Source organism: Neorhizobium sp. 2083, from assembly GCF_031455615.1.
GTDB lineage: Bacteria > Pseudomonadota > Alphaproteobacteria > Rhizobiales > Rhizobiaceae > Neorhizobium.
Genome location: NZ_JAVDTC010000004.1, coordinates 69,853 through 92,304 on the forward strand (window position 1 = coordinate 69,853; position 22,452 = coordinate 92,304).

Sequence of the window (22,452 nt, forward strand, 5' to 3'; positions counted from 1 at the left end):
TTAAGCATGGAATTTTTTATTCGTATCAAATGATTTCAACAGGCTAATCCGTCGCGGCCTCCAGTTCGACTGGCTAAAAACCGCAAGTGGTCGAATGAATCAAGATGAAAAGCGGGTAGTAAACCCTTCGACAGGCCGCGATTCCGGTATTCTGCCGCACGCTGCCGGGTGGCTTTCTCGTGAATGAAGAATGGAATATAAAATTCTTAAGATTGTTGTCGTTCGGAATTTTATATCGTAATCGTTCACATGATGGGGGTTGCCACCGAAAGGCCTGGGAGAGGATCATGTTGGAGAATACCCTGCCGACGATCCATATCCGCAAGGCTGGGACAGCGGCGGCCGACCAGGCGGGTTTCTGATAGGACGAAAACGTGACGACAAAGGCTGGCAGCGACGGCGTGACAGGTGTAGCGGGACGCGCCTTCGCACTTGTGCGCTCCGCGATCGAAAAGGGCCGCATTCCCGGCGGAGTGCTGGGCATCGTCGACCGGAACGGCGGCCGGACCGTTCTTGCCCACGGTAGCGCGCAGGTGTTTCCCGATCGCCGGCCGATGACGCGGGAAACGTGGTTCGATCTCGCTTCGCTCACCAAGGTGATCTTTACGACGACCCGGATATTGAAGTTGGCAGCCGCCGGCGCGATCGATCTGGATGCATCCCTGACTTCGGTCATTCCGGATTTTCGCCAGCAGGATATAAGCGCGTGGGAGCGGAAGGTGACCTTCCGGCAGTGCCTCGGCCACCTAACCCATTTTCCGGCGACCACACCGCTTTATATCCAGGGATTGTCTCCGCATCTGCTCAGGACCTCTGAGCTGCAGCGCGAATGGCCGAAGGGCGAGAGCGTCTATTCCGACATGAACTTCATTCTGCTCGGATTCGTGCTCGAGCGGCTGATGGGCGAGGGGATCAGGGACATGGATGCGGGATCGGGATTTGCTTTTTCAGCACCGCTCGAACTTTCCGCGGCCACCGAGCAATGCCCGTGGCGGCAGCGCATGATCTGTGGCGAGGTTCATGATGAAAACTGTGCTGCGCTCGAAGGCGCCGGTCACGCCGGCCTGTTCGGCACCGCGGACGCGGTTCTCGATTTCGCAGCCGGCGTTCTGGAGGGCGACGCCAGGGGCGATCCGGTCGTCCAGCTGATGCGCCAGCCTCTTTCCGACAGGAGAACCCATGGATGGGAGCGGCACCATGCCGGCTGGCCGGGCGGAGACGTTTGCAGCGCCGCTACCATCGGACATACCGGCTTTACCGGGACAGGCCTCTGGATCGATTTCGAACGCGGGCGGGCCTGGACGCTTCTCACCAACCGGATCCACCCCACACGCCATTTCGACAGCGGCATTTTTGATCTGCGCCGCCAGGTCGGCGACGCGGTTTGCGCTTCGTAATCCTCCCGGTGGGGCGCCCGCGATCTTTTCGGGACCGCGGGTGCGGGACGGCGCGCTGATCGGCGACGGTTAAGCCGCGACCGGCTGGGCGGGCGCCTTGGCGCCGGTCATGAAGGCGACCGCGTCGGACATCGTATAGTCCTTCGGGTTGATGACGGTGAGCCGTCGTCCGAGCCGATGGATGTGGATGCGATCGGCCACTTCGAACACATGCGGCATGTTGTGCGAGATGAGCACGATCGGGATGCCGCGGGAGCGCACGTCGAGAATCAATTCGAGAACCTTGCGGCTTTCCTTGACGCCGAGCGCGGCGGTCGGTTCGTCGAGGATGATGACTTTCGAGCCGAAGGCCGCGGCGCGCGCCACCGCGACGCCCTGACGCTGGCCGCCGGAGAGCGTTTCCACGGCCTGATTGATATTCTGGATCGTCATCAGGCCGAGCTCGGACAGCTTTTCGCGGGCGAACTTGTCCATCGCCTTATGGTCGAGTTTGCGCAGGACACTTCCCATGAAACCGGGTTTGCGGATCTCCCGGCCGAGGAACATGTTGTCGGTGATCGACAGGGCCGGCGAGAGCGCCAGGTTCTGGTAGACGGTTTCGATGCCGGCGTCGCGGGCTTCGAGCGGTGACCTGAAATTCACCACCTGGCCTTCCAGCTTGATCTCGCCGCTATCCGGGCGGATGGCGCCGGAGACCGCCTTGATCAGCGAGGATTTGCCTGCACCGTTGTCGCCGATGACCGCGAGGATCTCGCCCGGATAGAGGTCGAAGTCCGCATTGTCGAGCGCTGTCACCCGGCCGTAACGCTTGAAGAGGCCGCGGCCGGAGAGGATGGGTTCCACATTGGACTGCATGGTCGGTTCCATCAGACGCCTGCCTTTCTGATCCACTGGTCGATTGCGACGGCGGCGATGATGAGCCAGCCGGTCAGCATGACTTTCCATTGCGGGTCGGCGCCGAGCATGTTCAGCCCCATCGACACGACGCCGACGAGCATGGCGCCGAACAGCGTGCCAAGGATCGAGCCGCGCCCGCCGAAGAGGGAAATGCCGCCGATCACCGTCGCGGTAATGGCCTGCAGGTTGTAGTCGGTCACCGCGGCGGAGGGCGAGACCGAGCCGTTGCGGCCGATCGAGACCCAGGCCGCGAAGGCCGCGATGACGCCGGCGAGGGTATAGACGCTGAGGAGCACCTTGCGGGTCTGGATGCCGGAGAGCTTTGCCGCTTCCGGGTCGTCTCCGACCGCATAGACGTGCCGGCCCCAGGCGGTGTGGTTCATCACGTACCAAAGAACGCCGACCAGCAGGACCATCGAGATGACGCCGAGGGTGAGGATGGCACTGCCGAACCTGAAGTTGATGGCGAAGAGATGCAGGAGCGGAGCGTTTGCGTCCACGTCGGCGTCGCGGATCGTCTGGTTGGCCGAGTAGATGAAATTCGTCGCCATGACGATGTTCCACGAACCGAGCGTGACGATGAAGGGCGGCAACTTGACGATTGCCACGAGGAAGCCGTTGAAGAACCCGCAGATCCCGCCTGTCACCATGCCGGCGAGAATCGCGATCGGCGCCGGCAGGCCGTAGGTCACGGCGAAATTGCCCATGATAACGGCAGAGATGACCATCACGACGCCGATCGAAAGGTCGATGCCGGCGGTGAGGATGACCAGCGTCTGCGCCGAGCCGAGAATGCCGACCACGGCAATCTGCTGCAGGATCAGCGTCAGCGTGTAGGACGAGAAGAACCGTCCGCCGATCGCCAATCCGAAGATGATGATCGAAAGCACCAGCACGATCAGCGGCACGGCAGCTGGCGTCGAGTGCAGGAAATGCTGGGCCCGCTTCAATGGGGAGATGTTCTGGTGTTCGAAGGAAGCGACGTTCTTGTCGCTGCCGTCGAGCGCGCGCTCGAACTCCTGTATACCGCTCATGTTTCCTCCTCCGCCTGTCGGACCATCTACGAAAGATAGGTTTGGACCGGTGTTTGGCCGGCCTGGTCGCAAGGGCTTGTAAAGTCTGTTCGGAACGGCCGGAGCTTTCGCTCCGGCCGGCTGAAGGTCAGGGGATCAGCCCCAGCACTTGTCCGTGCCTTCCTTGACGCTGATCGACTTGACGCCGGAGACCGGCTTGTCGGTGACCAGCGAAACGCCGGTGTCGAAGAAGGACTTGCCTTCGGTCGGCTTCGGCTTTTCCTTGGTATCGGCGAACTTCTTGATCGCTTCGATGCCGAGCGAGGCCATCAGCAGCGGGTATTGCTGCGAGGTGGCGCCGATCTGGCCGTCCTTGACCGACTTGACGCCCGGGCAACCGCCGTCGACTGAAACGATCAGCACGTTCTTTTCCAGTCCGACGGCCTTGAGGGCCTGGTAGGCGCCGACGGCCGAGGGTTCGTTGATCGTGTGGATGACGTTGATGCCGGGATCCTTCTGGAGAAGGTTTTCCATGGCCTTGCGGCCGCCTTCCTCGTTGCCGTTGGTCACGTCGTGGCCGACGATGCGTTTGTCGGTTTCGTCACCGATCTTGTCCGGGTTCTTGGGGTCGATGCCGAAGCCGATCATGAAGCCCTGGTCGCGCAGCACGTCGACGGTCGGCTGGTCCGGCGTCAGGTCGAGGAAGCCGACCTTGGCATCCTTGGCCTTGTCGCCCATGGTTTCCTTGGCCCACTGGCCGATCAGCTTGCCGGCGAGAAGATTGTCGGTGGCGAACGTGGCGTCGGCAGCATTGATCGGATCGAGGGGGGTGTCGAGGGCGATGACCAGAACGCCGGCGTCACGGGCCTTCTTGACGGTCGGCACGATGCCCTTGGTATCGGATGCGGTGATGAGAATACCCTTGGCGCCGTCGGCGATGCAGCTTTCGATGGCTGCGACCTGGCTCTCGCTGTCACCGTCGATCTTGCCGGCGTAGGATTTCAGTGTCACGCCCAGTTCCTTGGCCTTGGCCGTCGCACCTTCCTTCATCTTGACGAAGAAGGGGTTGGTGTCGGTCTTGGTGATCAGGCAGGCGGATACGCCCGCGGCTTCGGCGGGGGCGGAAAACGCGACGCCGAGGGCGAGGGCGCCGAATGCGGCGGACAATACGGATTTCTTCATGGTCTCCTCCCAGAGTTAAGACTGTCCGTCACGCGGACCAATGTTCAGACATAGGAATGGGCACCGGCGCCACCGAGTTCGACAGGTGCCTCCTCCAAAGCCGTCCTGTGCCCTTACACGTCTAATTAAGAACGAGTTGAAATAGACTGTCAATAATTAATTCCGATTGAATTATTTATTTCTCGTGCCATAGTTTGGCGGAGTGGAGGTTCGAATTCCGACGATCCGTGTGCGGTCTGTCTTGCCGTTTATTGCGGGATATCAAAAAGATATCCGTATTCACGATGCGGTGGCCACGTCGATTCGAGGCTTCTGGGAGGAAAAGCCAATGTCGGTTTCAGATGGCGTGGCGCAAGGCCATGCGCTGCTGGGCAATTTCACCGGCGGTTCCAATCAGGTGCGGGTGCGGGCCTATAACGAGCGGCTCGTGCTTTCGCTGGTGCGTCTGAACGGTTCGATGTCGAAGGCGGATATCACCCGCCGCAGCGGGCTTTCGGCCCAGACCGTCTCCGTCATCATGCGGTCGCTGGAGAAGGACGGGCTTTTGCTGCGCGGTGAGCCGGTACGCGGCCGAGTGGGGCAGCCTTCGGTGCCGATGCGCCTCAATCCGGACGCCGTCTATTCGTTCGGCGTCAAGATCGGCCGGCGCAGTGCCGACCTCGTCCTGATGGATTTCCTCGGCGATATAAGGCTGCAATATCACGAGACCTATGCCTATCCGCTTCCTCTGAAGATCATCGAGATCATCACGTCCGGCATAGCACGGCTCGAAGGCCAGTTGGACGAGGCGCAACGCGGCCGGATCGCCGGGATCGGGATCGCCGCGCCGTTCGAACTCTGGAACTGGGCCGAGGAGGTGGGCGCTCCGCAAGGGGCGATGGAGGCCTGGCGCGGGTTCGATCTGCAGGCGGAAATCGCCAGCCGGGTCCAGCATGCGGTCTATCTGCAGAACGACGCGACCAGCGCCTGCGGCGCGGAACTGGTGTTCGGCGTCGGCCCGTCCTACCCGGATTTCGTGTATTTCTTCATCGGATCGTTCATCGGCGGCGGGATCGTGCTGAACTCGGCGATTTTTTCCGGACGAACCGGGACCGCGGGGGCGGTGGGGCCGCTTCCGGTGCGCGGCAAGGATGGCGAGACGCGCCAGCTGCTGGACATAGCCTCGATCTTCGTTCTGGAGAATCTTCTGAAGGAGCAGAATATAGATCCCCAGCCGCTCTGGTATTCCGCCAATGACTGGATCGATTTCGGCGAACCGCTCGATCTGTGGATCCGGCAGACCGCGAATGCGCTTGCCCAGGCGATCGTCGCGGCCGCGTCGATCATCGATTTCGGCGCGGCGGTGATCGACGGCGGTTTTCCGGCCTGGGTGCGCAAGCGGATCGTCGCCTCGACCATCGAGGCGGTGGCGCGGCTCGACCTTCAGGGCGTCATCATTCCCGACATTATAGAGGGAATGGTCGGCTCCCAGGCGCGGGCGATCGGCGGCGCCAGCCTGCCGATCTTTGCCAAATATCTCACCGACCAGAGCGTGCTCTTCAAGGACCTGCGCGAAATACCCGTAGGCGCGTAAGCGTTTGCCTGTCGGCCATTCATGATGCCGGCTCCATAATTCCGCGATCCTGAACGAAGGACGGCGCCGGGGGATGCCCGGCGCCGTGTCGTTCGTATCAACGGCGAGGCAGCGGCTCAGCGGCCTTTGGCCTCCCGCCAGCGGGCGAAATCGGTCTTGGTTTCCTCCTTCGTCGCCGGATAGAGACCGATGATTGAGCGGCCGTTCAGGACCTCCTCGGTGACGAAGTCTTCGAATGCGGTCATCTCGACCACCTCGTCGGCGATTTCGTCGGCGATATGAGCCGGAATGATGACGACGCCTTCATTGTCGCCGACCACCACGTCGCCCGGCCAGACGGCGACATCGCCGCAGCCGATCGGCACATTGATGTCGAGCGCCTGGTGCAGGGTGAGGTTGGTCGGCGCGGAGGGCCGGTTGTGATAGGAACGGATGCCGAGCTGGGCGATTTCGGGGCTATCGCGAAAACCGCCGTCCGTGACCACGCCGGCGACGCCGCGCACCATCAGGCGCGAGACGAGGATCGAGCCCGCCGAGGCGGCTCGCGGATCCTTGCGGCTATCCATGATCATGACATGCCCGGGGGGGCACTGTTCGACGGCTGCGCGCTGCGGATGCTGCGGGTTCTGGAAGGTGGAAAGCTGGTTCAGGTCTTCCCGGGCCGGGATGTAGCGCAGGGTGAAGGCCTGGCCGACCATGTTTGTTGGCTTATCGGAAAGCGGTCGGACATCCTGGATGAACTGGCTGCGCAGGCCGCGCTTGAAGAGCGCGGTGCAGATCGTCGCGCAGCTCACGCCTTCGTATTTCTTGCGCGTCGTCTCGGAAAGAACGTAGTCGGTCATGGGGTCTCCACTCGGAAATACCTGGGGTCTGGAATAGGGGCTCAGAAGATGTCGGGCTCGCCGGCGGTCGCGCCGAACTCCCGTTCGAGGAAATCGAAATCGCAGCCTTCGTTGGCCTGCTTGATGTGTTTCGAGAACATCCAACCGTAGCCGCGTTCGTATTTGTCGGCAGGCGCCACCCATTCGGCACGGCGCCTGGCGAGGGTCTCTTCATCGATCAGCATGTCGATCGAGCGGTTCGGCAGGTCGACGCGGATGATGTCGCCGGTGCGCACCAGCGCCAGCGGGCCGCCGATATGGGCTTCTGGCGCCACATGCAGGATGCAGGCGCCGTAGCTCGTGCCGGACATGCGGGCATCGGAAATGCGCAGCATGTCGCGATAACCCTGTTTGAGGATCTTCTTCGGGATTGGCAGCATGCCCCATTCCGGCATGCCGGGGCCGCCCTTCGGGCCGGCATTGCGGAGAATCAGCACGTGATCCGCGGTGACGTCCAGGTCCTCGCGGTCGATCATCGCCTTCATCTCGGGATAGCTGTCGAAGACGAGGGCAGGGCCTTCGTGGACCCGCAGCCGCGGTTCGCAGGCGGAAGGCTTCATGACGCAGCCGTCCGGTGCGAGATTGCCTTTGAGAACGGCAAGCGAACCTTCGTGGTAGATCGGGTTGGACAGCGGGCGAATGACATCGCTGTTGTAGACTTCCGCACCCTTCAGCGTCTCGCCGAGCGGAAAACCGCTGACGGTCATGGCGTCGAGTTTCAGCAGATCCTTGATCTCCGCCATCAGGGCGCGCAGGCCGCCGGCGTAATAGAAGTCCTCCATCAGATACTTGTCGCCCGATGGGCGGATGTTGGCGACGACCGGCGTCGTGCGGCCGGCCTTGTCCAGATCATCCAGGGTCAGCGGCACGCCGGCGCGGCGCGCCATCGACAGGAGATGCACGACCGCATTGGTGGAACAGCCGGTCGCCATGGCGACGGTCGTCGCATTGTGGACGGCATCGGGCGTGATGATCTTGTCCGGGGTGAGGTCGTCCCAGACCATTTCGACGATCCGCCTGCCGCAGCGGGTGCTCATGCGCATATGGTTGACATCCGCGGCGGGAATGGAGCTCGCGCCGGGGAGGGTAAGTCCGAGCGCTTCGGCGATCGCCGTCATGGTGCTGGCAGTGCCGAAGGTCATGCAATGGCCGTAGGAGCGGGCGATGCCTTCCTCGACGCCGGTCCATTGCTCTTCGGAAATCGTACCGGCGCGGCGTTCGTCCCAGTATTTCCAGGCGTCCGAACCGGAGCCCAGCCATTCGCCCTTGTAGTTGCCGCGCAGCATCGGGCCCGCGGGCAGGAAGATCATCGGAAAACCTGCGCTGATGGCACCCATGACGAGAGCCGGCGTTGTCTTGTCGCAGCCGCCCATCAGGACTGCCCCATCGACCGGGTGGGCGCGCAACAATTCCTCGGCCTCCATGGCAAGGAAGTTGCGGTAGAGCATGGATGTCGGCTTCAGCGCGCTTTCGGACAGAGACTGCACCGGCAGCTCCACGGGGAAGCCGCCCGCCTGAAGCACGCCGCGCTTCACATGTTCGACGCGATCCTTGAAATGGGCGTGGCAGGCGTTGAGGTCGGACCAGGTGTTGAGGATGGCAATGATCGGCCTCTTGCCCCAATCCTTTTCGTCGTAGCCCATCTGCATCATGCGGGAGCGATGTCCCGACGAACGGAGATCATCCGGCGCGAACCAGCGGGCGCTGCGGAGATTGGTTACTTCCTTTGTCATGCTTGTCTTCCAGAAATCCTGCCATCGTTCCGCGATCCGTCATCGTGCGATCCCGGGGACGGAGCTCCTCCCGCCCGGCGCCAGCTTAAACACCGCTCGCGCATATTGATATATCAAATTTCAGATCGATGTCTTGATATATCAAATTTCAGGTGATAGATCGGCACCAACAATGAGAATGGAGATGGGAATGGGAGGTGGCGACGCGCTTCTGCCAGTGGAGCCGGTTTTTCTGAAAAGCCTGCGCGACCACGTTTACAGCCTGGTGCGCGACGCCATTCTTTCCGGCCGCCTCAAGGGCGGCGAAAAGCTCAACGAGCGCCACCTCGCCAGCCAGCTCGGCATCAGCACGACGCCGCTGAAAGAGGCTTTGCGGGTGCTCGAGGCCGAAGGGCTGGTGCGGTCGGAGCCTCGCCGCGGGATCTATATCACCTTCAATGCCGGCCAGGCGGAAGAGATGATGCTTGCCCGTGCCGCGCTTGAAAGCATGATCGCCCGGCAGGCCGCCAAGCGCGTCAAAGATGAGGACGTGGCCCTGATGCGCGAGCTCATCGTCGAAATGCGGGCCGGCCTCGAGACGGTGGACGTGCTGCAGCTCATCGCTCTCAACGAGCGCTTCCATAACGTCATCCATGAAGCATCGGGCTGCAGTTATCTCCGGCGGCTGCAGGGTGGCCAGAACATCTACACTCATGCGGCTCGTCTCAGCGTGCTGTCGGAAGAGCGGGAGCGCTTCCTGGCGGTCGAGGAGCATGAGGCCATCGCCAACGCGATCGCCGCCCGCGAGCCCGATCTCGCCGAGCGGCTGATGCGCGACCACGTCATTCGCTCGGGCGAGAAGCATCTTCTTCGCGTGTAGCAAGTCGGCAACCAGGGAAACGGACATGAATATCCGCGATTACAAGCGCGCCCTCATGGGCATTTCGGGCGTCCACGTGACCGCCTATGACAACGAAGGGGCGATCGATCCCAAGTTGACCGGCAAGATCATCCGCCGAATTGCCGATGCGGGTATTCACAACATCGTCTGCGGCGGCAATACCGGCGAGTTCTACAGCCTCCAGCACGAGGAGGTGCTTCGCCTGCAGGCGATCTGCATCGCGGCCGTGGAAGGCAGGGCGGCGGTGACCGCCGCCGCCGGCCGTTCGGTCGGCGAGGCGATCGCGACCGCGAAGGCCGCGAAGCGTGAGGGAGCTCAGGGCGTGATGGTCCATCACCCGCTCGATCCGTTCGCCGCACCCCGTTCGCAGGCCGATTATTTCATCGCCATCGCCGAGGCTTCGGAACTGCCGCTTGTCGCTTATGTGCGGTCCAACGCGATCGCCGCCGACGATCTCGCCCGCATGGCGACCCATCAGAATATTGCGGGCGTCAAGTTCGCCTCGACCGACATGATGCTGTTTTCCGAATGCGTGCGGGCGACCGAAGGCACGGACGCGATCTGGATCTGCGGACTTGCGGAAGGTTGGGCAGCACCTTTTTACGCGCTCGGTGCCAAGGGTTTTACGTCCGGCCTCGTCAACATCGATCCTGCCAGGTCGCTGGCGATCTGGAATGCGCTCGAAGCGGGCGACTATGCCGGGACGCGGGCGCTGGTCGCCAAGATCGCCGGCTTCGAAATGCTGCGCACCAAGTTCAACAACGGCGCCAATGTCACGGTGGTCAAGGAGGCTTTGGCCTTGCGCGGCGAAAACCTCGGGCCGGTGCGCCTGCCGGGCCTGCCGGCGCTCGATGCCGCCGACCGCGATCGCCTCGAACAAATCTTGAAGGGCTGGGAAACGGTCGCCGCCTGAGCGGCGAGGGAGGCCGCGCGAATACCGGCCTGCCCGGCGCCGGAGTGGATCATGCCAGACATTGAGTGGAGGAGCTCTAAATGAACTGGAAATTCTCACGCTGTGGATTCCTCGGAGTCGCGGCTGCCTGTAACGGCCTATCGCGTGCAGGCACTCTCAAGGGCGCGGGGTAACGATCAGCTGCCATCCGTCCCGGCCCGTTGACTAGCTACATGCCGGCCAAGGTGAAGACAGTGCCGAAGACGGCCGAATAGCTTCTCGACTGGACCCGGCAAATGGCGCTGCGCTTCGTCAACCCGACCCGGATCGTCGCCCGCGGCAACCAGTCCGCGATTGCCCACTGATTTCGCCCCGGCGGGTCTACTGCCGGCCCGTCCTCGCGTTCAACCGGATAGACCCATGAAAATCACAGCGCTCGAAACCGTCCAACTTCCCAGCCTGAACAATATCATCTGGCTTCGCATCCACACGGACGAAGGCATCATCGGCCTCGGCGAGACATTTCGCGGGGCGGATGCGGTCGCGACCTATCTGCATGCGGAGGTCGCGCCGGCGCTGGTCGGCAAGAACCCGCTGGAAATCGACCGGATTTCCAAGCAACTGACCGAGACCTATGTGGGCTTCCGTTCGTCCGGCGTCGAAATCCGCGCTGCCTCGGCCGTCGACATCGCCCTGTGGGACGTTTTCGGCAAATCGGCGAACCTGCCGATCCACCAGCTGCTCGGCGGCCTCTCGCGGCCGTCGATCCGCACCTACAATACCTGCGCCGGCTATTCCTACAACAGCCGCGGTTCGCGCCGTTATATCGGTGATGCGGACAGGCCGCAGGGCCCCTATGACGATCAGGTCGCGTTCACCAACGATGCGGGAGCGCTTGCCGAGAGCCTTTTGTCCGAAGGCATCACCGCCATGAAGATCTGGCCGCTCGACCCGTTCGCGGTCGCCAGCGGCGGCAATTTCATTCATCGGGATGACCTCGAAAAGGGGCTCGAGCCATTCCGCAAGATACGCGATGCGGTCGGCAACAAGATGGAGGTGATGGTTGAGCTGCATTCGATGTGGGACCTGCCGTCGGCGCTGACGATCGCTCGCGAGATGAAGCAATTCCGGCCGTTCTGGATGGAAGACCCGATCAAGATGCAGGATACCGAGGCGCTGGCGATCTATGCTCAGCGCTCGGGATTGCCGGTCTGCGCCAGCGAGACGCTCGCGACCCGCGCCCAGTTCGTCGAACTGCTGCGCAAGAACGCCGTCGATTATGTCATGCTCGACATTTCCTGGTGCGGGGGCTTGAGCGAGGCCAAGAAGATCGCGACCATGGCAGAGGCTTTCCAGCGGCCGATCGCGCCGCATGACTGCACCGGCCCGGTCGTCTTCACCGCCTCGATCCATCTGGCGCTCAACGCGCCGAACGCGGTCTTCCAGGAGTCCGTGCGCGCCTATTACTCGACATGGTACCGCGATCTCGTCACCGTGATGCCGCGGATCGAGAACGGCCAGATCTATCCGTTCGAGGGAGCCGGTCTCGGGCTGGAACTCAGCGACTACGTTCTCGACAATCCCGACGTCATCCGCCGCACCACCAAGGGCAGCGACCTGTGATAGGCTTCGCGCCGATCGGAGGGCTCAGTCTCGGGCTCGGCGAAAGCCCGATCTGGGACGAAAGACGCAATCTCGTCTTTCTCTGCGATATCCCGACCGGCCGGCTGCTGGCGATCCGGCTGGACGGGGGCCTCGTCGACGAGTGGGTTCTCGGCACGAATGTCTGTTCGATCGGGCTCTGCGACAGCGGCAGGCTCATCGTATCGTTGACCCGCGAGATTATTCTTTTCGATCCGGACACCGGCGCCCGCCAGACGCTCGCGCATCTCGAAGGAGAGCTCGAGACCAATCGGCTGAACGACGGCAAGGTTGGGCCTGACGGTGCCTTCTGGGTCGGCACGACGGACCAGCGGCCGGAGCGACAGCCGGTCTGTTCGCTTTACCGCATCGGGGCGGATGGAAACCTCGTCCGCAAGAAAAGCGGTCTCTTGATCTCGAACGGGCTCGCGTGGTCGCTGGACGGCACAGGCATGTATCATTCGGATTCGGGTGGCCACTGGATCGAGCGGCATGATTTCGATATCGCGACGGGGGAGATGGGCGAAGCTGTCCGGATCGCCACACCCGGCGAAGCGGACGGACGACCGGATGGCGGTGCGACGGATATCGACGGCTTCTACTGGAGCGCCGGCGTTTCGGCCGGCTGCATCAATCGCTATTCTCCTCAAGGCGCGGTGGTCGAAAAATATCCGGTGCCGGTCGCGACACCGACAATGCCGTGTTTCTGCGGCCCCGGCCTGAAAACACTGCTTGTCACCTCGCATCGCTATCTTTCGCCGGAGAAGCTGGAGGCCTATCCTTTGAGCGGCGCCGTGCTGGTCGGACCGGCGCCGGTCGCCGGGGTGCCGGTCATGCGCATGAAAGGGTTTTGACCATGAGCTCCGACAGGGACGACAACACCGATGACTGACGATTCCATCTATCGGCTCAAGGCGGGCCGTTGCGACCTGGTTGTCGATGCCGCCCACGGTGCGAGCCTCACTTCCTTCCGGTGGCGGAAAGCGGATGGCGACTGGTTCGAGATCCTGCACCCCTGTCCGCCGGCGCAGGTCGCCCTGACCGGCGGCTCCTTCGTCATGGTGCCGTTCGCCAACCGGCTCGATGCCGGCCGCTTCCCGAGCCCCGACGGCCCGGTCGAGGTTCCGGTCAACCGGCCGGAACAGAACATGGCGCTGCATGGGTTTTCGCGAGACAGGGCCTGGCAGGTGGTCGCCGCTGCGGAAAACGCGCTGACCCTGGTCGATGAATTCGTCCACGAGACGATCCCGTTTGCCTATCGGCTGGTGCAGCATGTCTCGGTCCGCCCCGACGCCGCCGAGCTCTCGCTGACCTTGACCAATACCGCCGATCGTACGCTTCCCTATGGAATGGGTTTTCACCCCTGGTTCCGCAAGGATGAGGATACCTGGCTGAGCTTCGCTGCCGCGACCGCTTTCGTCCGCGACGAGCGGGGCCTTCCGACCAGGCCTGTCCCCGCGGATGGGGGGCCGGCTTTCGCCGAGGGCCTCGATACGTCGAAGATGCCGTGGTTCGACGGACATTTTGCCGGCTGGGTATCGCGGAATGCAGTCGTCGAGTGGAGGCGGGCCGGGGTCAGCATGAGGCTTTCGGCGACGGGTGCGCTGACCAACCTGCATGTCTATGTGCCGGACGACCGGCCCATTCTTTGCGTCGAACCCGTCAGTCACGTTCCCGACGTCCACAATCGACGCGACCTGGCGGACTATGGCGATCTCGCTTGGCTGGCAGCCGGGGAGACGATCGAGGGCTCCATGGTGATGCAGCTCGCCTGACATCGCCGTCGAAAGAGCTTCCTCCGAAAGGATAAGACGTTATCTGCCTTTTGGATTGTATCGGCATATCGAGACGAAGAATTTCGAACTTTCGGCGTAGTCAATAGGCATTACGGACAGGCCCGTCGCAGTTGAACTGGAAGGCTGCTTGTCTTGCAGGCCAGAAAGAACTTTGAGACCATCCGGTGCATCTTTGATGGACGGGCCCGGAGTATTTCATGTCGAAAGTGTTTAGCCTCGATGACATCGAGGCACGCCTGGCTTCTCGCACCGGCGGGTTTATTCTTGCGGCGCTGACGCTGATCTTGTGCCTGGCCTATGTGATGCGCCTGGCGATGAGCCATGACGTTGCCGGGGATTTCTGGCATTTCTGGGCGGCGGGAAAGCTGTGGGCCATGGGCGGGAACCCTTATGGCGCCGATTTCAACGTCCGGGTCCGCACCGAATTCGGCTTTGAAGCAATCAACGGCTGGTTCTATTCCCCCCATACCTGGCTCCTGTCGCGCCCGCTGGCGGTATTTGGTTTCGATACCGCGCTGCTTGTCTGGCGCGTGCTTTCGGTCGTGGCGCTTGCCGTCGGGACCGGACTGGTGGTTTCGTTGAGATCCGGGGAGGGACGCGGCTGGAACCGGCTGCTCTGGGCGGTGCTGCTTGTTTGGGCCGCGACCTCCCAGCCGGGTTCGATCAACTTCACCATCGGCCAGTTTTCCGCCTTTCTCTTCCTGGCCGTCGTCCTTTTCTTTTATGGTGTCCTGCGCCACCGGAACTGGGCGGTCGTCGTCGCTCTCGTCCTGCTCAGCATGAAGCTCAGCCTCGCCTTGCCCTTCATAGGTTATGCCGCGGCAAATCCGCGGCTGCGCCTTCCGATGCTGCTGGCGGGCGGTATTGCGCTCGTGGCTTCTGTACCGGCCTTTCTGGCGGGCGGAACGTTCGAGACCGTCACGGGATATTTCAACGGGATCGCGCAATATACCAAATTCGACGTCAACGGTCCGCTCGAGGTTACCGGTCTGCGCAATCTGTTGATGCATTGGTTCGGGATTTCCGTCTCCGGCATCGTGCTTTCGATCGGAGCAGGCCTTCTGGGCATGATCCTCGGCTGGTTCAGCTGGCGAAGCCCGGAGCGGATGTCTCCGGCGCTCAGTCTCGTACTGCTGCTGGCCTGGACGATGCTTCTCATCCCTCAGCACCGCTACGACCTGCTGATCCTGCCGGCATTGTTGATCCAGGCCGGACAAGGCTGGCTGTGGGCGAACCTTGCGGTAATGGCACTGATGTTCAGGGCACATATTGCGACGAATATCATGAGACTGCCGGACATGGCCGTCCACGCGCCGGGCAGCTATCTGTTCTCGCTGGCGATGCTGGGGCTTTGCGTCTTCCTTCACTTGCGGCTCCTGAAAGCCGGCTCGGTCAAGGACGGATCATTCCTCGGCGCGGCATGAACGGGCGTGTGCCTTATCAGGCCAGATCGACCGCCGTTCGCAGCGCACAAAATATTTGCTCGATGGGCACGTCCAGAACTCGCACATTCGCCAAGCCGCCCTACATAACCTTGGCTTTTGTATGTTCCAGGCCAAGTCAAACGCGTCGGCCGGCGATCCGGAGGGAAATTCTGTCATGTCTTTGAAAAAGAAACTTTTGGGCATTGCTTTTGCGCTTGGCGTTTCGGCCACCATGGCCCAGGCGCAGGTCGTCGTCTCGTCCAAAATCGATACCGAGGGCGGCGTGCTCGGCAATATCATCCTTGCCATGCTGAAGGCGAACAACATCCAGACCACCGACCGCATCCAGCTCGGCGCGACCCCGGTCGTACGCAAGGCGATCACCGCCGGCGAGATCGACATCTATCCGGAATATACCGGCAATGGCGCGTTCTTCTTCGAAAAGGGCGACGATCCGGCCTGGAAGAACCCGCAGAAAGCCTATGAAGCGGTGAAGAAGCTTGATTACGATGCCAACAAGATCGTCTGGCTGACGCCGTCTTCGGCCAACAACACCTGGGCGATCGCGGTGCGCAAGGATGTCGCCGACGCCAACAAACTGAAGACGCTGACCGACTTCGGCAAATATGTCGCCGGCGGCGGCAAGATCGTGCTCGCGGCATCGTCCGAATTCGTCAATTCGGCCGCAGCACTTCCGGCCTTCCAGACCACCTACGGCTTCAAGCTGAAGCCCGACCAGCTGATCACGCTCTCGGGCGGCGATACGGCGGCCACCATCGCCGCTGCCGCCAACCAGACCAACAATGCCAACGCGGCAATGGTCTACGGCACCGACGGCGGCATTGCGCCTTCCGGCCTCGTGGTGCTCGAAGACGACAAGGGCGTTCAGCCGGTCTACCAGCCGACCCCGATCATCCGCGAAGCGGTGCTCAAGAAAAACCCGAACATCGAGGCGGTGCTGAAGCCGGTCTTCGCCAAGCTCGACCTCGTCACCCTCCAAGACCTCAACGGTCGTGTGCAGGTGGGCGGCGAGCCGGCCAAGGCGGTTGCCGAGGACTTCCTCAAGAAGAATGGCTTCCTGAAGTAATTCCTTTTCGGCGCGGTTTCGTGCCAACATGGGCCGGGCGTTCGAGCGCCCGGCTTTTTCATCGGTCATGGGTCGGCAATGAGGGCAGGGGCGTTTGAGAGTTCAGTTCGATAAGCTCGGTTTCGTCATCGCCCTTCTTGCCGTCTATGGCGCCCTCTGGTCGTCCTTTGCGACGCTCAAGCCCAACCGCATCGTGCAGGGACAGGCGGAGGCCATGCTTCAATCGCTGCCGGCCTGGGCGGGCTGGAGCCTGGCCGGCCTGCTCGTTGCCGCGACTGCCGCGGCACTGTTTCGTACGTCGCCGTGGATTAAGCTGCTTGCCGCCGTCGCAGCACTTGCGGCGCTGACGCTTGCGATCGGGTATGCGGCGACCTTCCTGACGCCGGCCGGCAATACCTATGCCCGTGTCTCTCCCGCCTCCGGCTTCTGGATCCTGCTGTTCGCCTTCGCGCTTCTGGCCGCCGATGCCATCACGCGGCTTGAGCCTCCGCCGGGAATGCGGGTGCTATTCCTGATCCTGGCGGCGGTCGGCGTCGGCGCTCTGCTGATGTCGGGGAGCTGGAACGGGTTGTCGATCATGAAGGAATATTCCGGCCGCGCCGATGTCTTCTGGGTCGAGGCGGGCAAGCATGTGGAACTGGCGCTCGGCTCGCTGTTTGCGGCGGTTCTCGTCGGGCTGCCGCTCGGCATCCTCTGTCATCGGGTGACGCCGCTCAGGGACGGCGTCCTCAACACGCTGAACCTCGTTCAGACCATCCCGTCTATCGCGCTTTTCGGCTTGCTGATCGCGCCGCTCGGCTGGATTGCCGCGAATGTGCCGGGTGCGGCGGCAATCGGTATCCGTGGCATCGGGGTGGCGCCTGCCTTCGTGGCGCTATTCCTTTATTCGCTGCTGCCTGTTGTCGCCAATACGGTCGTCGGGCTTGCCGGCGTGCCGCGCGCGGCCAACGACGCCGCCCGCGGCATCGGCATGACCGGCCGCCAGCGGCTGTTCAAGGTCGAGTTTCCGCTGGCGCTGCCGGTCATCCTGACGGCGATCCGTATCGTGCTCGTCCAGAACATCGGCATGGCGACGATTGCCGCCCTGATCGGCGGCGGCGGTTTCGGCGTGTTTGTCTTCCAGGGCATCGGCCAGACGGCGATGGATCTGGTTCTGCTCGGCGCCGTACCGACCGTGGCGCTTGCCTTTGCCTCGGCCGTCGTCCTCGACGCGCTGATCGAAATGAACTCCCGTGTCCCCAACGGAGCCAGATCCGCATGATCGAGATCGACGCCATCACCAAGCGCTATGACGGCGTAACCGTCGTCGACAATGTCTCGATGGTGATCGAGCCGCGCACCGTCACGGTCGTCGTCGGCACGTCCGGTTCGGGCAAGACGACGCTGATCCGGATGATCAACCGGCTGGTGGAGGCGAGCGAGGGCGCCATCCGGCTCGACGGCGAGGACAACCGGTCGATCCCCGGCTACGAGCTGCGCCGCCGGATCGGCTACGCCATCCAGGGGCACGGCCTTTTCCCGCACCGGACGGTGGCCCAGAACATCGCGACCGTGCCGGGTCTGCTCGGCTGGACGAAGGCCCGGATCGACGCCAAGGTCGAGGAATTGCTGACGCTCTTCCAGCTCGAGCCGAAGACGTTCGGACCGCGCTATCCGCACGAACTTTCGGGCGGCCAGCAGCAGCGCGTTGGCGTTGCCCGGGCGCTCGCGGCCGAGCCGAACGTGCTGCTGATGGACGAGCCCTTCGGGGCGCTCGACCCCATCATCCGCGCCAAGGCGCAGGAGGACCTGCTGGCGATCCAGAAACACTTCGGCACGACGATCGTGCTCGTCACCCATGACATGAACGAGGCCTTCCATCTGGCCGACAAGATCGCGGTGATGGACAAGGGCAGGGTGGTGCAGTACGGGCCGCCGGCCGAATTGGTATGTTCGCCGGCCACGCCCTTCGTCGAAACCCTGATTGGCGATGCGGAGCGGCCGTTCCGCCTGCTATCGATCGCAAAAACCGGTGCTGCGGCCGAACCGGGCGAGGCGGAAGGGGCGCCGATCCGCGAAGACAGGAGCCAGCAGGAAGCGCTGGCCGATCTCATCTGGAGCGGCCGCAACGCGCTTCCCGTCGTCTCGAAGACCGGTACACCGATGGGCCGGGTCACACTCGACGCAATCCTCAAGCGCGCCGCGAGGCAACGATGAGGGAGTGGGTGCCGACCCTTCTGCGAGGCCTTCTGCTTGTCGTGCTGATCGCTTTCCTGCTGTCGCCGGGAAGCTTCGAGCCGCTGCTCAAGCCGCTTGTACAGCCGAACGCGCCGGCGATCTACAATCAGGGCAGCCTGCTCAGCCTGACGCTGCTGCATCTGCGGACCGTGTTTATTGCGACGCTGGCGGCGACGGTCATCGCCGTGCTTCTGGCGATCCTCGTCACCAGGCCGTTCGGGGCGGAGTTCCTGGCTCTGTCCCGCAGCCTGGTGAATATCGGCCAGACGTTTCCGCCGGTCGCGGTGCTGGCGCTCGCCGTGCCGGCCGTCGGTTTCGGCGAAAAACCGACGCTGATCGCGCTGTTTCTCTACGGCCTTCTGCCGATCTTCGAAAATACCCTGACCGCACTCACCAATCTTCCGCGGTCGGTAATGGAGGCGGCACGGGGTTCCGGCATGACCCCTTTCCAGCGGCTCCTCCAGGTGGAACTGCCGTTGTCGCTGCCGATCATCGTCGCGGGCGTCCGGCTTTCGGTGGTGATCAGCCTTGCGACCGCGACGATCGGTTCGACGGTCGCAGCAAAGACGCTCGGCGAAGTGATCATCGCCGGGCTGCAGTCGAACAACCTGGCCTTCGTGCTGCAGGGCGGCCTGATCGTCGGCGCGCTTGCGGTGCTGATCTATGACGGGCTCTCGGCCGTCGAAGCGATGATCGCCCGTCGGACGGGGACGGCCTAGCCGTGGCTGGAATCGGTCGGTACGACCGGTTCCGCATCCTGTTTCAGGTTGCCGCGATGGAAGATGAACAGTCCGGCAACAACGATGATGCCGGCGCCTGCAAGCGTCTGCACATCCGGAAAATCGCCGAAGAAGATCCAGCCGAGCACGATCGCCCAGAGCAGCAGCGTATATTGCAGCGGCGCGAGAACCGAGGCAGGCGCGAGCTTCAGCGAACGGGTGATCAGCAGATGCGCGGCGCAGGAAACGATGCCGAGCAGCAGCAGGGCAAGCAGTTCGCCGGTATTGAACGGGCTCCAGTTGCCGATGGCCAGGAACGCGCCGGCCACGAGGCAGGCGAGCGTCTGCCAGGTGACGAGCGTCGCGTCGGGCGTCGAGCGGAGCATGCGGTTCAGCACCAGCGTCAATGCGAAGGAAAGGCTGCCGATGAGACCGAAGATAGACGGCAATGACAGCATTTCGGAAGAGGGACGCAGCGCGATCACAACACCGATGAAGCCGATCAGGACCGCGAGCCAGCGCCGCCAGCCGATACGCTCGCCGAGCAGGAAATGCGAGAGCGCCGCGACATAGATCGGACCGGCCATATAGAAGGTCATGACGTCCGCGAGCGGCAGGTAGGCGACTGCGGCATAGAAAAGCCCGGTATCGGCGGTCGAGAGGACGATGCGCAGCACATGCAATGGCGGCTTCTCGACCTTGTAGAGCGCCGAAACCGGCTGGCGGCTGAGCATCGGCCCGAGCACGAAAAACGCCCCGATCGAGCGGATCAGCAAGACCTGGCCGACGGAGAAGCTCGCCACCAGCCATTTGCCCATCGCGTCGTTCAGCGCAAACATGAAATCGCCGAGCAGCATCAGCAGGATGCCTGCCAGTACCGCATTGCCCGTTATCGCCGAGGCAGCTCTTCTGTTCATGATGCCCGAGCGCTCCCGACTCTGATCCCGTATTTCGAAAGCCGGGACTTACCCGGCGAGCCGGCCACCTTGCAAGGGTTTTGGTGCACCGGTGGTTGTCGGAAAGCTGATCGGCAGGCCGCGCAAAACGCGTACCGCGAGAAACGCGAAACATTCCGCTTCCACCGCATCGCCGCGCCAGCCGAGGGTATCGGCGGAAACGGCTTTGACGCCGGCGCGGCTTTCGATCATCGACATGATCGTCGGATTGCGGCGGCCGCCGCCCGAGACGATCAGCCGCTTCGGACGGTGCGGCAGAAGATCGAGCGCCTTGCCGACGGCCGATGCCGTGAAGGCCGACAGCGTCGCCGCGCCGGTGGCATCGTCGAGACCATCCGCCATGGCGGCGGTGAAGTCGAAGCGGTCGAGCGATTTCGGGTAAGGTGCCGTGAGATAGGGATGCTGGAGAAGCTTCGCCAGGCGTTCCTCATCCACTTTGCCGGAGGCGCCGAGCGCGCCATCGCGGTCCATCTCACCGAGCCCGCGCGCCTTGATGAAATCGTTGAGCGGCGCATTGGCCGGACCGGTGTCGAAGGCGATAACCAAGTCCTTGCCATCCCACCAGGTGATGTTGGCGACGCCGCCGAGATTGAGCACGGCGGTATCGCCGCTCGTATCGACGCCGCGCAGCAGGGCGGAATGATAGGCGGCGGCAAGCGGCGCGCCCTGGCCGCCGGCGCGAACATCCGCCGAGCGGAAATCGTAGGCGACCTTGGTGCCGAGGATCGACGCCATGAGTTCCCCATCGCCGAGCTGGCGGGTGTCGCCGATCCGCTCCTTCGTTGGCGCCCGGTGCAGGACGCTCTGGCCGTGGAAGCCGACGATGCCGATATCGGCCATGGTGAGCCCCGTGCTCTCCACGAGGTCCCTGACCGCGTAGGACTGCGCCCTCGTCAGCGCTTCCTCGGCCTCGCGAAAGATTGCCGGATCCGGTCCTTCGAAATTCCAGACCCGAGCCTGCGCGAGCGTTTCCTCAAGCAGGGTGCGGATTTCCGGCGGATAGGGGGCGAGCGTATAAGCGCCAAAAGTCTCGATCGTCTCGCCGTCGGTCTTCAGGAGAGCCACGTCGATATTGCCGTCGAGAACGGTTCCGGTCATCAGGCCGACGGCCCAGATTGGCTCCATGGTCCAGCTCCTCTCAAGACTGGTAGACGAGATTGCCGACCGCCTGTCTCAGCGCCAGGATGCCGCTGTCGAAATGGCGGGTCGGGTGAATGCGATTGGTCAGCAGTGTTGCGGCGCGCCCCCTGTCGAAATCGACCAGCAGGCTTACCCCGGTGAAGCCGGTATGGCCGATCGTGGCAGGGCTGCAGGTCGTGCCGCCCCACCAGTCGGCATAGGGATGTTCCCAGCCATGCGTCCGCTTGTTGGAGAGCGGCGTGCGCATCAATGCGATAGCGCTTTTCGAGGCACCGGTGCCGTCGAGCAGGCTTTCGGCGAAATCGAGAACCGACGTCACCGTACCGAACAGGCCGGCATGGCCGGAACCTTGAAGCGCCGAGCAGTTGTCGTCATGCACTTCGCCTGACAGCACCCGATGCCGCCAGGTGCAGTCTTCGGTTGCGGCCGAATGTTCCGGATCGGCGGACCAGGCCAAGCCCTGGCCCGGATCGAGGTCGCGCAGCGTCTTTTTCGTCAGCCGTTCCAGCGCGAAGCCGAGCAGGATGAAGTTGATGTCGGAATAGACCGGCGGCCCGGCTCTCCAATCCCGCTGCAGGATGAAGGCGCGCAAAAGGTCCGGGTCGCGGCCGTAGGTATAGATCGGCTCCACGGCAGGGAAGGGCGTCTGGTGGCCGAGGCACTGGCGGAAGGTGATCTTCCGCTCCCAGGCATCGGCATCGTACTGGCGCAAATCCGGCAGCAGGGCGGTGAGCGGAGCATCGAGATCGATGACGCCTTCATCGGCAAGTTTCAGGATGCGCGTCGTGGTGAAGATCACCTTGGTGAGCGATGCGAGATCGAACCAGGTTTCCTCGGTCATCGGGCGCGTGGCGGGAACGACCTGCGCCGAGCCGATGGCACGGGTCAAACGGCCATGTTTGAGATCGACGATGCCGAGCACGCCACCGGGGATGCGTTTGTCGCTTACAGCCGCCGCGAGCGGGGCGAAGCCGCGTTCGAAGACGGCGGCAAATTCGGGACTGGCGGAAGCTCTGTCGCCCAT

The 22,452-nt window shown here is 63.0% G+C and carries 20 protein-coding genes; 12 read left to right on the forward strand and 8 right to left on the reverse strand.

The window, feature by feature from the left end:
* The first annotated feature begins 374 nt into the window (after window positions 1–374).
* Window positions 375–1,397 carry a serine hydrolase domain-containing protein gene (locus tag J2X76_RS16520; protein WP_310218153.1) on the forward strand — a complete coding sequence of 341 codons (1,023 nt, stop codon included), beginning with the start codon at window positions 375–377 and terminating at the stop codon, window positions 1,395–1,397.
* Between the two features lie 69 nt (window positions 1,398–1,466).
* Here J2X76_RS16520 and J2X76_RS16525 read toward each other — a convergent pair whose 3' ends face one another.
* The 3 genes from J2X76_RS16525 to J2X76_RS16535 all read right to left on the reverse strand — a co-directional run bounded on the left by J2X76_RS16525 (window position 1,467) and on the right by J2X76_RS16535 (window position 4,489).
* Entirely contained in the window at window positions 1,467–2,252 is a 786-nt protein-coding gene (locus J2X76_RS16525; protein WP_113127317.1) for an ATP-binding cassette domain-containing protein, read from the reverse strand.
* Window positions 2,253–2,263: 11 nt separating this feature from the next.
* The gene (locus J2X76_RS16530) at window positions 2,264–3,328 is read right to left on the reverse strand and encodes an ABC transporter permease (RefSeq protein ID WP_310218155.1); all 1,065 of its coding nucleotides are present in this window, start codon (window positions 3,326–3,328) and stop codon (window positions 2,264–2,266) included.
* A gap of 135 nt (window positions 3,329–3,463) precedes the next feature.
* Window positions 3,464–4,489, reverse strand: coding sequence for a sugar ABC transporter substrate-binding protein (locus tag J2X76_RS16535; RefSeq protein ID WP_113127229.1), 1,026 nt, complete (start codon window positions 4,487–4,489; stop codon window positions 3,464–3,466).
* Between the two features lie 328 nt (window positions 4,490–4,817).
* Between J2X76_RS16535 and J2X76_RS16540 the strand changes: the two genes are divergently transcribed.
* On the forward strand, window positions 4,818–6,062 hold the full coding sequence (locus J2X76_RS16540) for an ROK family transcriptional regulator (protein ID WP_113127228.1): 1,245 nt from the start codon (window positions 4,818–4,820) through the stop codon (window positions 6,060–6,062).
* A gap of 116 nt (window positions 6,063–6,178) precedes the next feature.
* On the opposite strand, the gene J2X76_RS16545 is transcribed toward J2X76_RS16540, so the two are convergent.
* Window positions 6,179–6,904: a ribonuclease activity regulator RraA gene (locus tag J2X76_RS16545; RefSeq protein ID WP_113127227.1), complete on the reverse strand. Its 726-nt coding sequence runs from the start codon at window positions 6,902–6,904 to the stop codon at window positions 6,179–6,181.
* A 41-nt stretch (window positions 6,905–6,945) separates the two neighbouring features.
* Window positions 6,946–8,676 (reverse strand): L-arabinonate dehydratase, encoded by a 1,731-nt coding sequence (gene araD, locus J2X76_RS16550; RefSeq protein ID WP_310218159.1) that lies wholly within the window; start codon window positions 8,674–8,676, stop codon window positions 6,946–6,948.
* A gap of 190 nt (window positions 8,677–8,866) precedes the next feature.
* Between araD and J2X76_RS16555 the strand changes: the two genes are divergently transcribed.
* The 10 genes from J2X76_RS16555 to J2X76_RS16600 all read left to right on the forward strand — a co-directional run bounded on the left by J2X76_RS16555 (window position 8,867) and on the right by J2X76_RS16600 (window position 19,332).
* Complete coding sequence (locus tag J2X76_RS16555; protein WP_310218162.1) at window positions 8,867–9,535, forward strand: GntR family transcriptional regulator; 669 nt, start codon at window positions 8,867–8,869, stop codon at window positions 9,533–9,535.
* A gap of 25 nt (window positions 9,536–9,560) precedes the next feature.
* Window positions 9,561–10,469, forward strand: coding sequence for a dihydrodipicolinate synthase family protein (locus tag J2X76_RS16560; protein ID WP_310218164.1), 909 nt, complete (start codon window positions 9,561–9,563; stop codon window positions 10,467–10,469).
* A 399-nt stretch (window positions 10,470–10,868) separates the two neighbouring features.
* Entirely contained in the window at window positions 10,869–12,071 is a 1,203-nt protein-coding gene (locus J2X76_RS16565) for a mandelate racemase/muconate lactonizing enzyme family protein (protein ID WP_310218165.1), read from the forward strand.
* Window positions 12,068–12,943, forward strand: coding sequence for an SMP-30/gluconolactonase/LRE family protein (locus J2X76_RS16570; protein ID WP_310218167.1), 876 nt, complete (start codon window positions 12,068–12,070; stop codon window positions 12,941–12,943). The genes J2X76_RS16565 and J2X76_RS16570 overlap by 4 nt, the downstream gene beginning before the upstream one ends.
* Before the next feature lie 30 nt (window positions 12,944–12,973).
* Window positions 12,974–13,864 (forward strand): hypothetical protein, encoded by an 891-nt coding sequence (locus J2X76_RS16575; RefSeq protein WP_310218170.1) that lies wholly within the window; start codon window positions 12,974–12,976, stop codon window positions 13,862–13,864.
* Window positions 13,865–14,082: 218 nt separating this feature from the next.
* On the forward strand, window positions 14,083–15,309 hold the full coding sequence (locus J2X76_RS16580; protein WP_310218172.1) for a glycosyltransferase family 87 protein: 1,227 nt from the start codon (window positions 14,083–14,085) through the stop codon (window positions 15,307–15,309).
* 175 nt (window positions 15,310–15,484) lie between these two features.
* Entirely contained in the window at window positions 15,485–16,396 is a 912-nt protein-coding gene (locus tag J2X76_RS16585) for an ABC transporter substrate-binding protein (RefSeq protein WP_113127220.1), read from the forward strand.
* Window positions 16,397–16,490: 94 nt separating this feature from the next.
* Window positions 16,491–17,657 (forward strand): ABC transporter permease, encoded by a 1,167-nt coding sequence (locus tag J2X76_RS16590; protein ID WP_310218176.1) that lies wholly within the window; start codon window positions 16,491–16,493, stop codon window positions 17,655–17,657.
* Window positions 17,654–18,592: an ABC transporter ATP-binding protein gene (locus J2X76_RS16595; RefSeq protein ID WP_113284642.1), complete on the forward strand. Its 939-nt coding sequence runs from the start codon at window positions 17,654–17,656 to the stop codon at window positions 18,590–18,592. Before J2X76_RS16590 ends, J2X76_RS16595 begins: the two co-directional genes overlap by 4 nt.
* Window positions 18,589–19,332 carry an ABC transporter permease gene (locus J2X76_RS16600; RefSeq protein WP_310218180.1) on the forward strand — a complete coding sequence of 248 codons (744 nt, stop codon included), beginning with the start codon at window positions 18,589–18,591 and terminating at the stop codon, window positions 19,330–19,332. Before J2X76_RS16595 ends, J2X76_RS16600 begins: the two co-directional genes overlap by 4 nt.
* Here J2X76_RS16600 and J2X76_RS16605 read toward each other — a convergent pair.
* Genes J2X76_RS16605 through J2X76_RS16615 form a run of 3 tightly spaced genes read right to left on the reverse strand, consistent with a single transcriptional unit; the run spans window position 19,329 to window position 22,452 of the window.
* Complete coding sequence (locus J2X76_RS16605) at window positions 19,329–20,249, reverse strand: DMT family transporter (RefSeq protein ID WP_310218181.1); 921 nt, start codon at window positions 20,247–20,249, stop codon at window positions 19,329–19,331. The genes J2X76_RS16600 and J2X76_RS16605 overlap by 4 nt on opposite strands.
* A gap of 48 nt (window positions 20,250–20,297) precedes the next feature.
* Window positions 20,298–21,413: an anhydro-N-acetylmuramic acid kinase gene (locus J2X76_RS16610; protein ID WP_310218184.1), complete on the reverse strand. Its 1,116-nt coding sequence runs from the start codon at window positions 21,411–21,413 to the stop codon at window positions 20,298–20,300.
* Between the two features lie 13 nt (window positions 21,414–21,426).
* Entirely contained in the window at window positions 21,427–22,452 is a 1,026-nt protein-coding gene (locus J2X76_RS16615; RefSeq protein ID WP_310218186.1) for a serine hydrolase, read from the reverse strand.

Excerpts from the sequence above, each read along its gene's own strand:
- J2X76_RS16525 (WP_113127317.1), bottom strand. The coding sequence starts at position 2,252 with ATGCAGTCCAATGTGGAACCCATCCTCTCCGGCCGCGGCCTCTTCAAG.
- J2X76_RS16530 (WP_310218155.1), bottom strand. The coding sequence starts at position 3,328 with ATGAGCGGTATACAGGAGTTCGAGCGCGCGCTCGACGGCAGCGACAAG.
- J2X76_RS16535 (WP_113127229.1), bottom strand. The coding sequence starts at position 4,489 with ATGAAGAAATCCGTATTGTCCGCCGCATTCGGCGCCCTCGCCCTCGGC.
- J2X76_RS16540 (WP_113127228.1), top strand. The coding sequence starts at position 4,818 with ATGTCGGTTTCAGATGGCGTGGCGCAAGGCCATGCGCTGCTGGGCAAT.
- J2X76_RS16545 (WP_113127227.1), bottom strand. The coding sequence starts at position 6,904 with ATGACCGACTACGTTCTTTCCGAGACGACGCGCAAGAAATACGAAGGC.
- araD (WP_310218159.1), bottom strand. The coding sequence starts at position 8,676 with ATGACAAAGGAAGTAACCAATCTCCGCAGCGCCCGCTGGTTCGCGCCG.
- J2X76_RS16555 (WP_310218162.1), top strand. The coding sequence starts at position 8,867 with ATGGGAGGTGGCGACGCGCTTCTGCCAGTGGAGCCGGTTTTTCTGAAA.
- J2X76_RS16560 (WP_310218164.1), top strand. The coding sequence starts at position 9,561 with ATGAATATCCGCGATTACAAGCGCGCCCTCATGGGCATTTCGGGCGTC.
- J2X76_RS16565 (WP_310218165.1), top strand. The coding sequence starts at position 10,869 with ATGAAAATCACAGCGCTCGAAACCGTCCAACTTCCCAGCCTGAACAAT.
- J2X76_RS16575 (WP_310218170.1), top strand. The coding sequence starts at position 12,974 with ATGACTGACGATTCCATCTATCGGCTCAAGGCGGGCCGTTGCGACCTG.
- J2X76_RS16580 (WP_310218172.1), top strand. The coding sequence starts at position 14,083 with ATGTCGAAAGTGTTTAGCCTCGATGACATCGAGGCACGCCTGGCTTCT.
- J2X76_RS16585 (WP_113127220.1), top strand. The coding sequence starts at position 15,485 with ATGTCTTTGAAAAAGAAACTTTTGGGCATTGCTTTTGCGCTTGGCGTT.
- J2X76_RS16595 (WP_113284642.1), top strand. The coding sequence starts at position 17,654 with ATGATCGAGATCGACGCCATCACCAAGCGCTATGACGGCGTAACCGTC.
- J2X76_RS16600 (WP_310218180.1), top strand. The coding sequence starts at position 18,589 with ATGAGGGAGTGGGTGCCGACCCTTCTGCGAGGCCTTCTGCTTGTCGTG.
- J2X76_RS16605 (WP_310218181.1), bottom strand. The coding sequence starts at position 20,249 with ATGAACAGAAGAGCTGCCTCGGCGATAACGGGCAATGCGGTACTGGCA.
- J2X76_RS16610 (WP_310218184.1), bottom strand. The coding sequence starts at position 21,413 with ATGGAGCCAATCTGGGCCGTCGGCCTGATGACCGGAACCGTTCTCGAC.
- J2X76_RS16615 (WP_310218186.1), bottom strand. The coding sequence starts at position 22,452 with ATGGGCGACAGAGCTTCCGCCAGTCCCGAATTTGCCGCCGTCTTCGAA.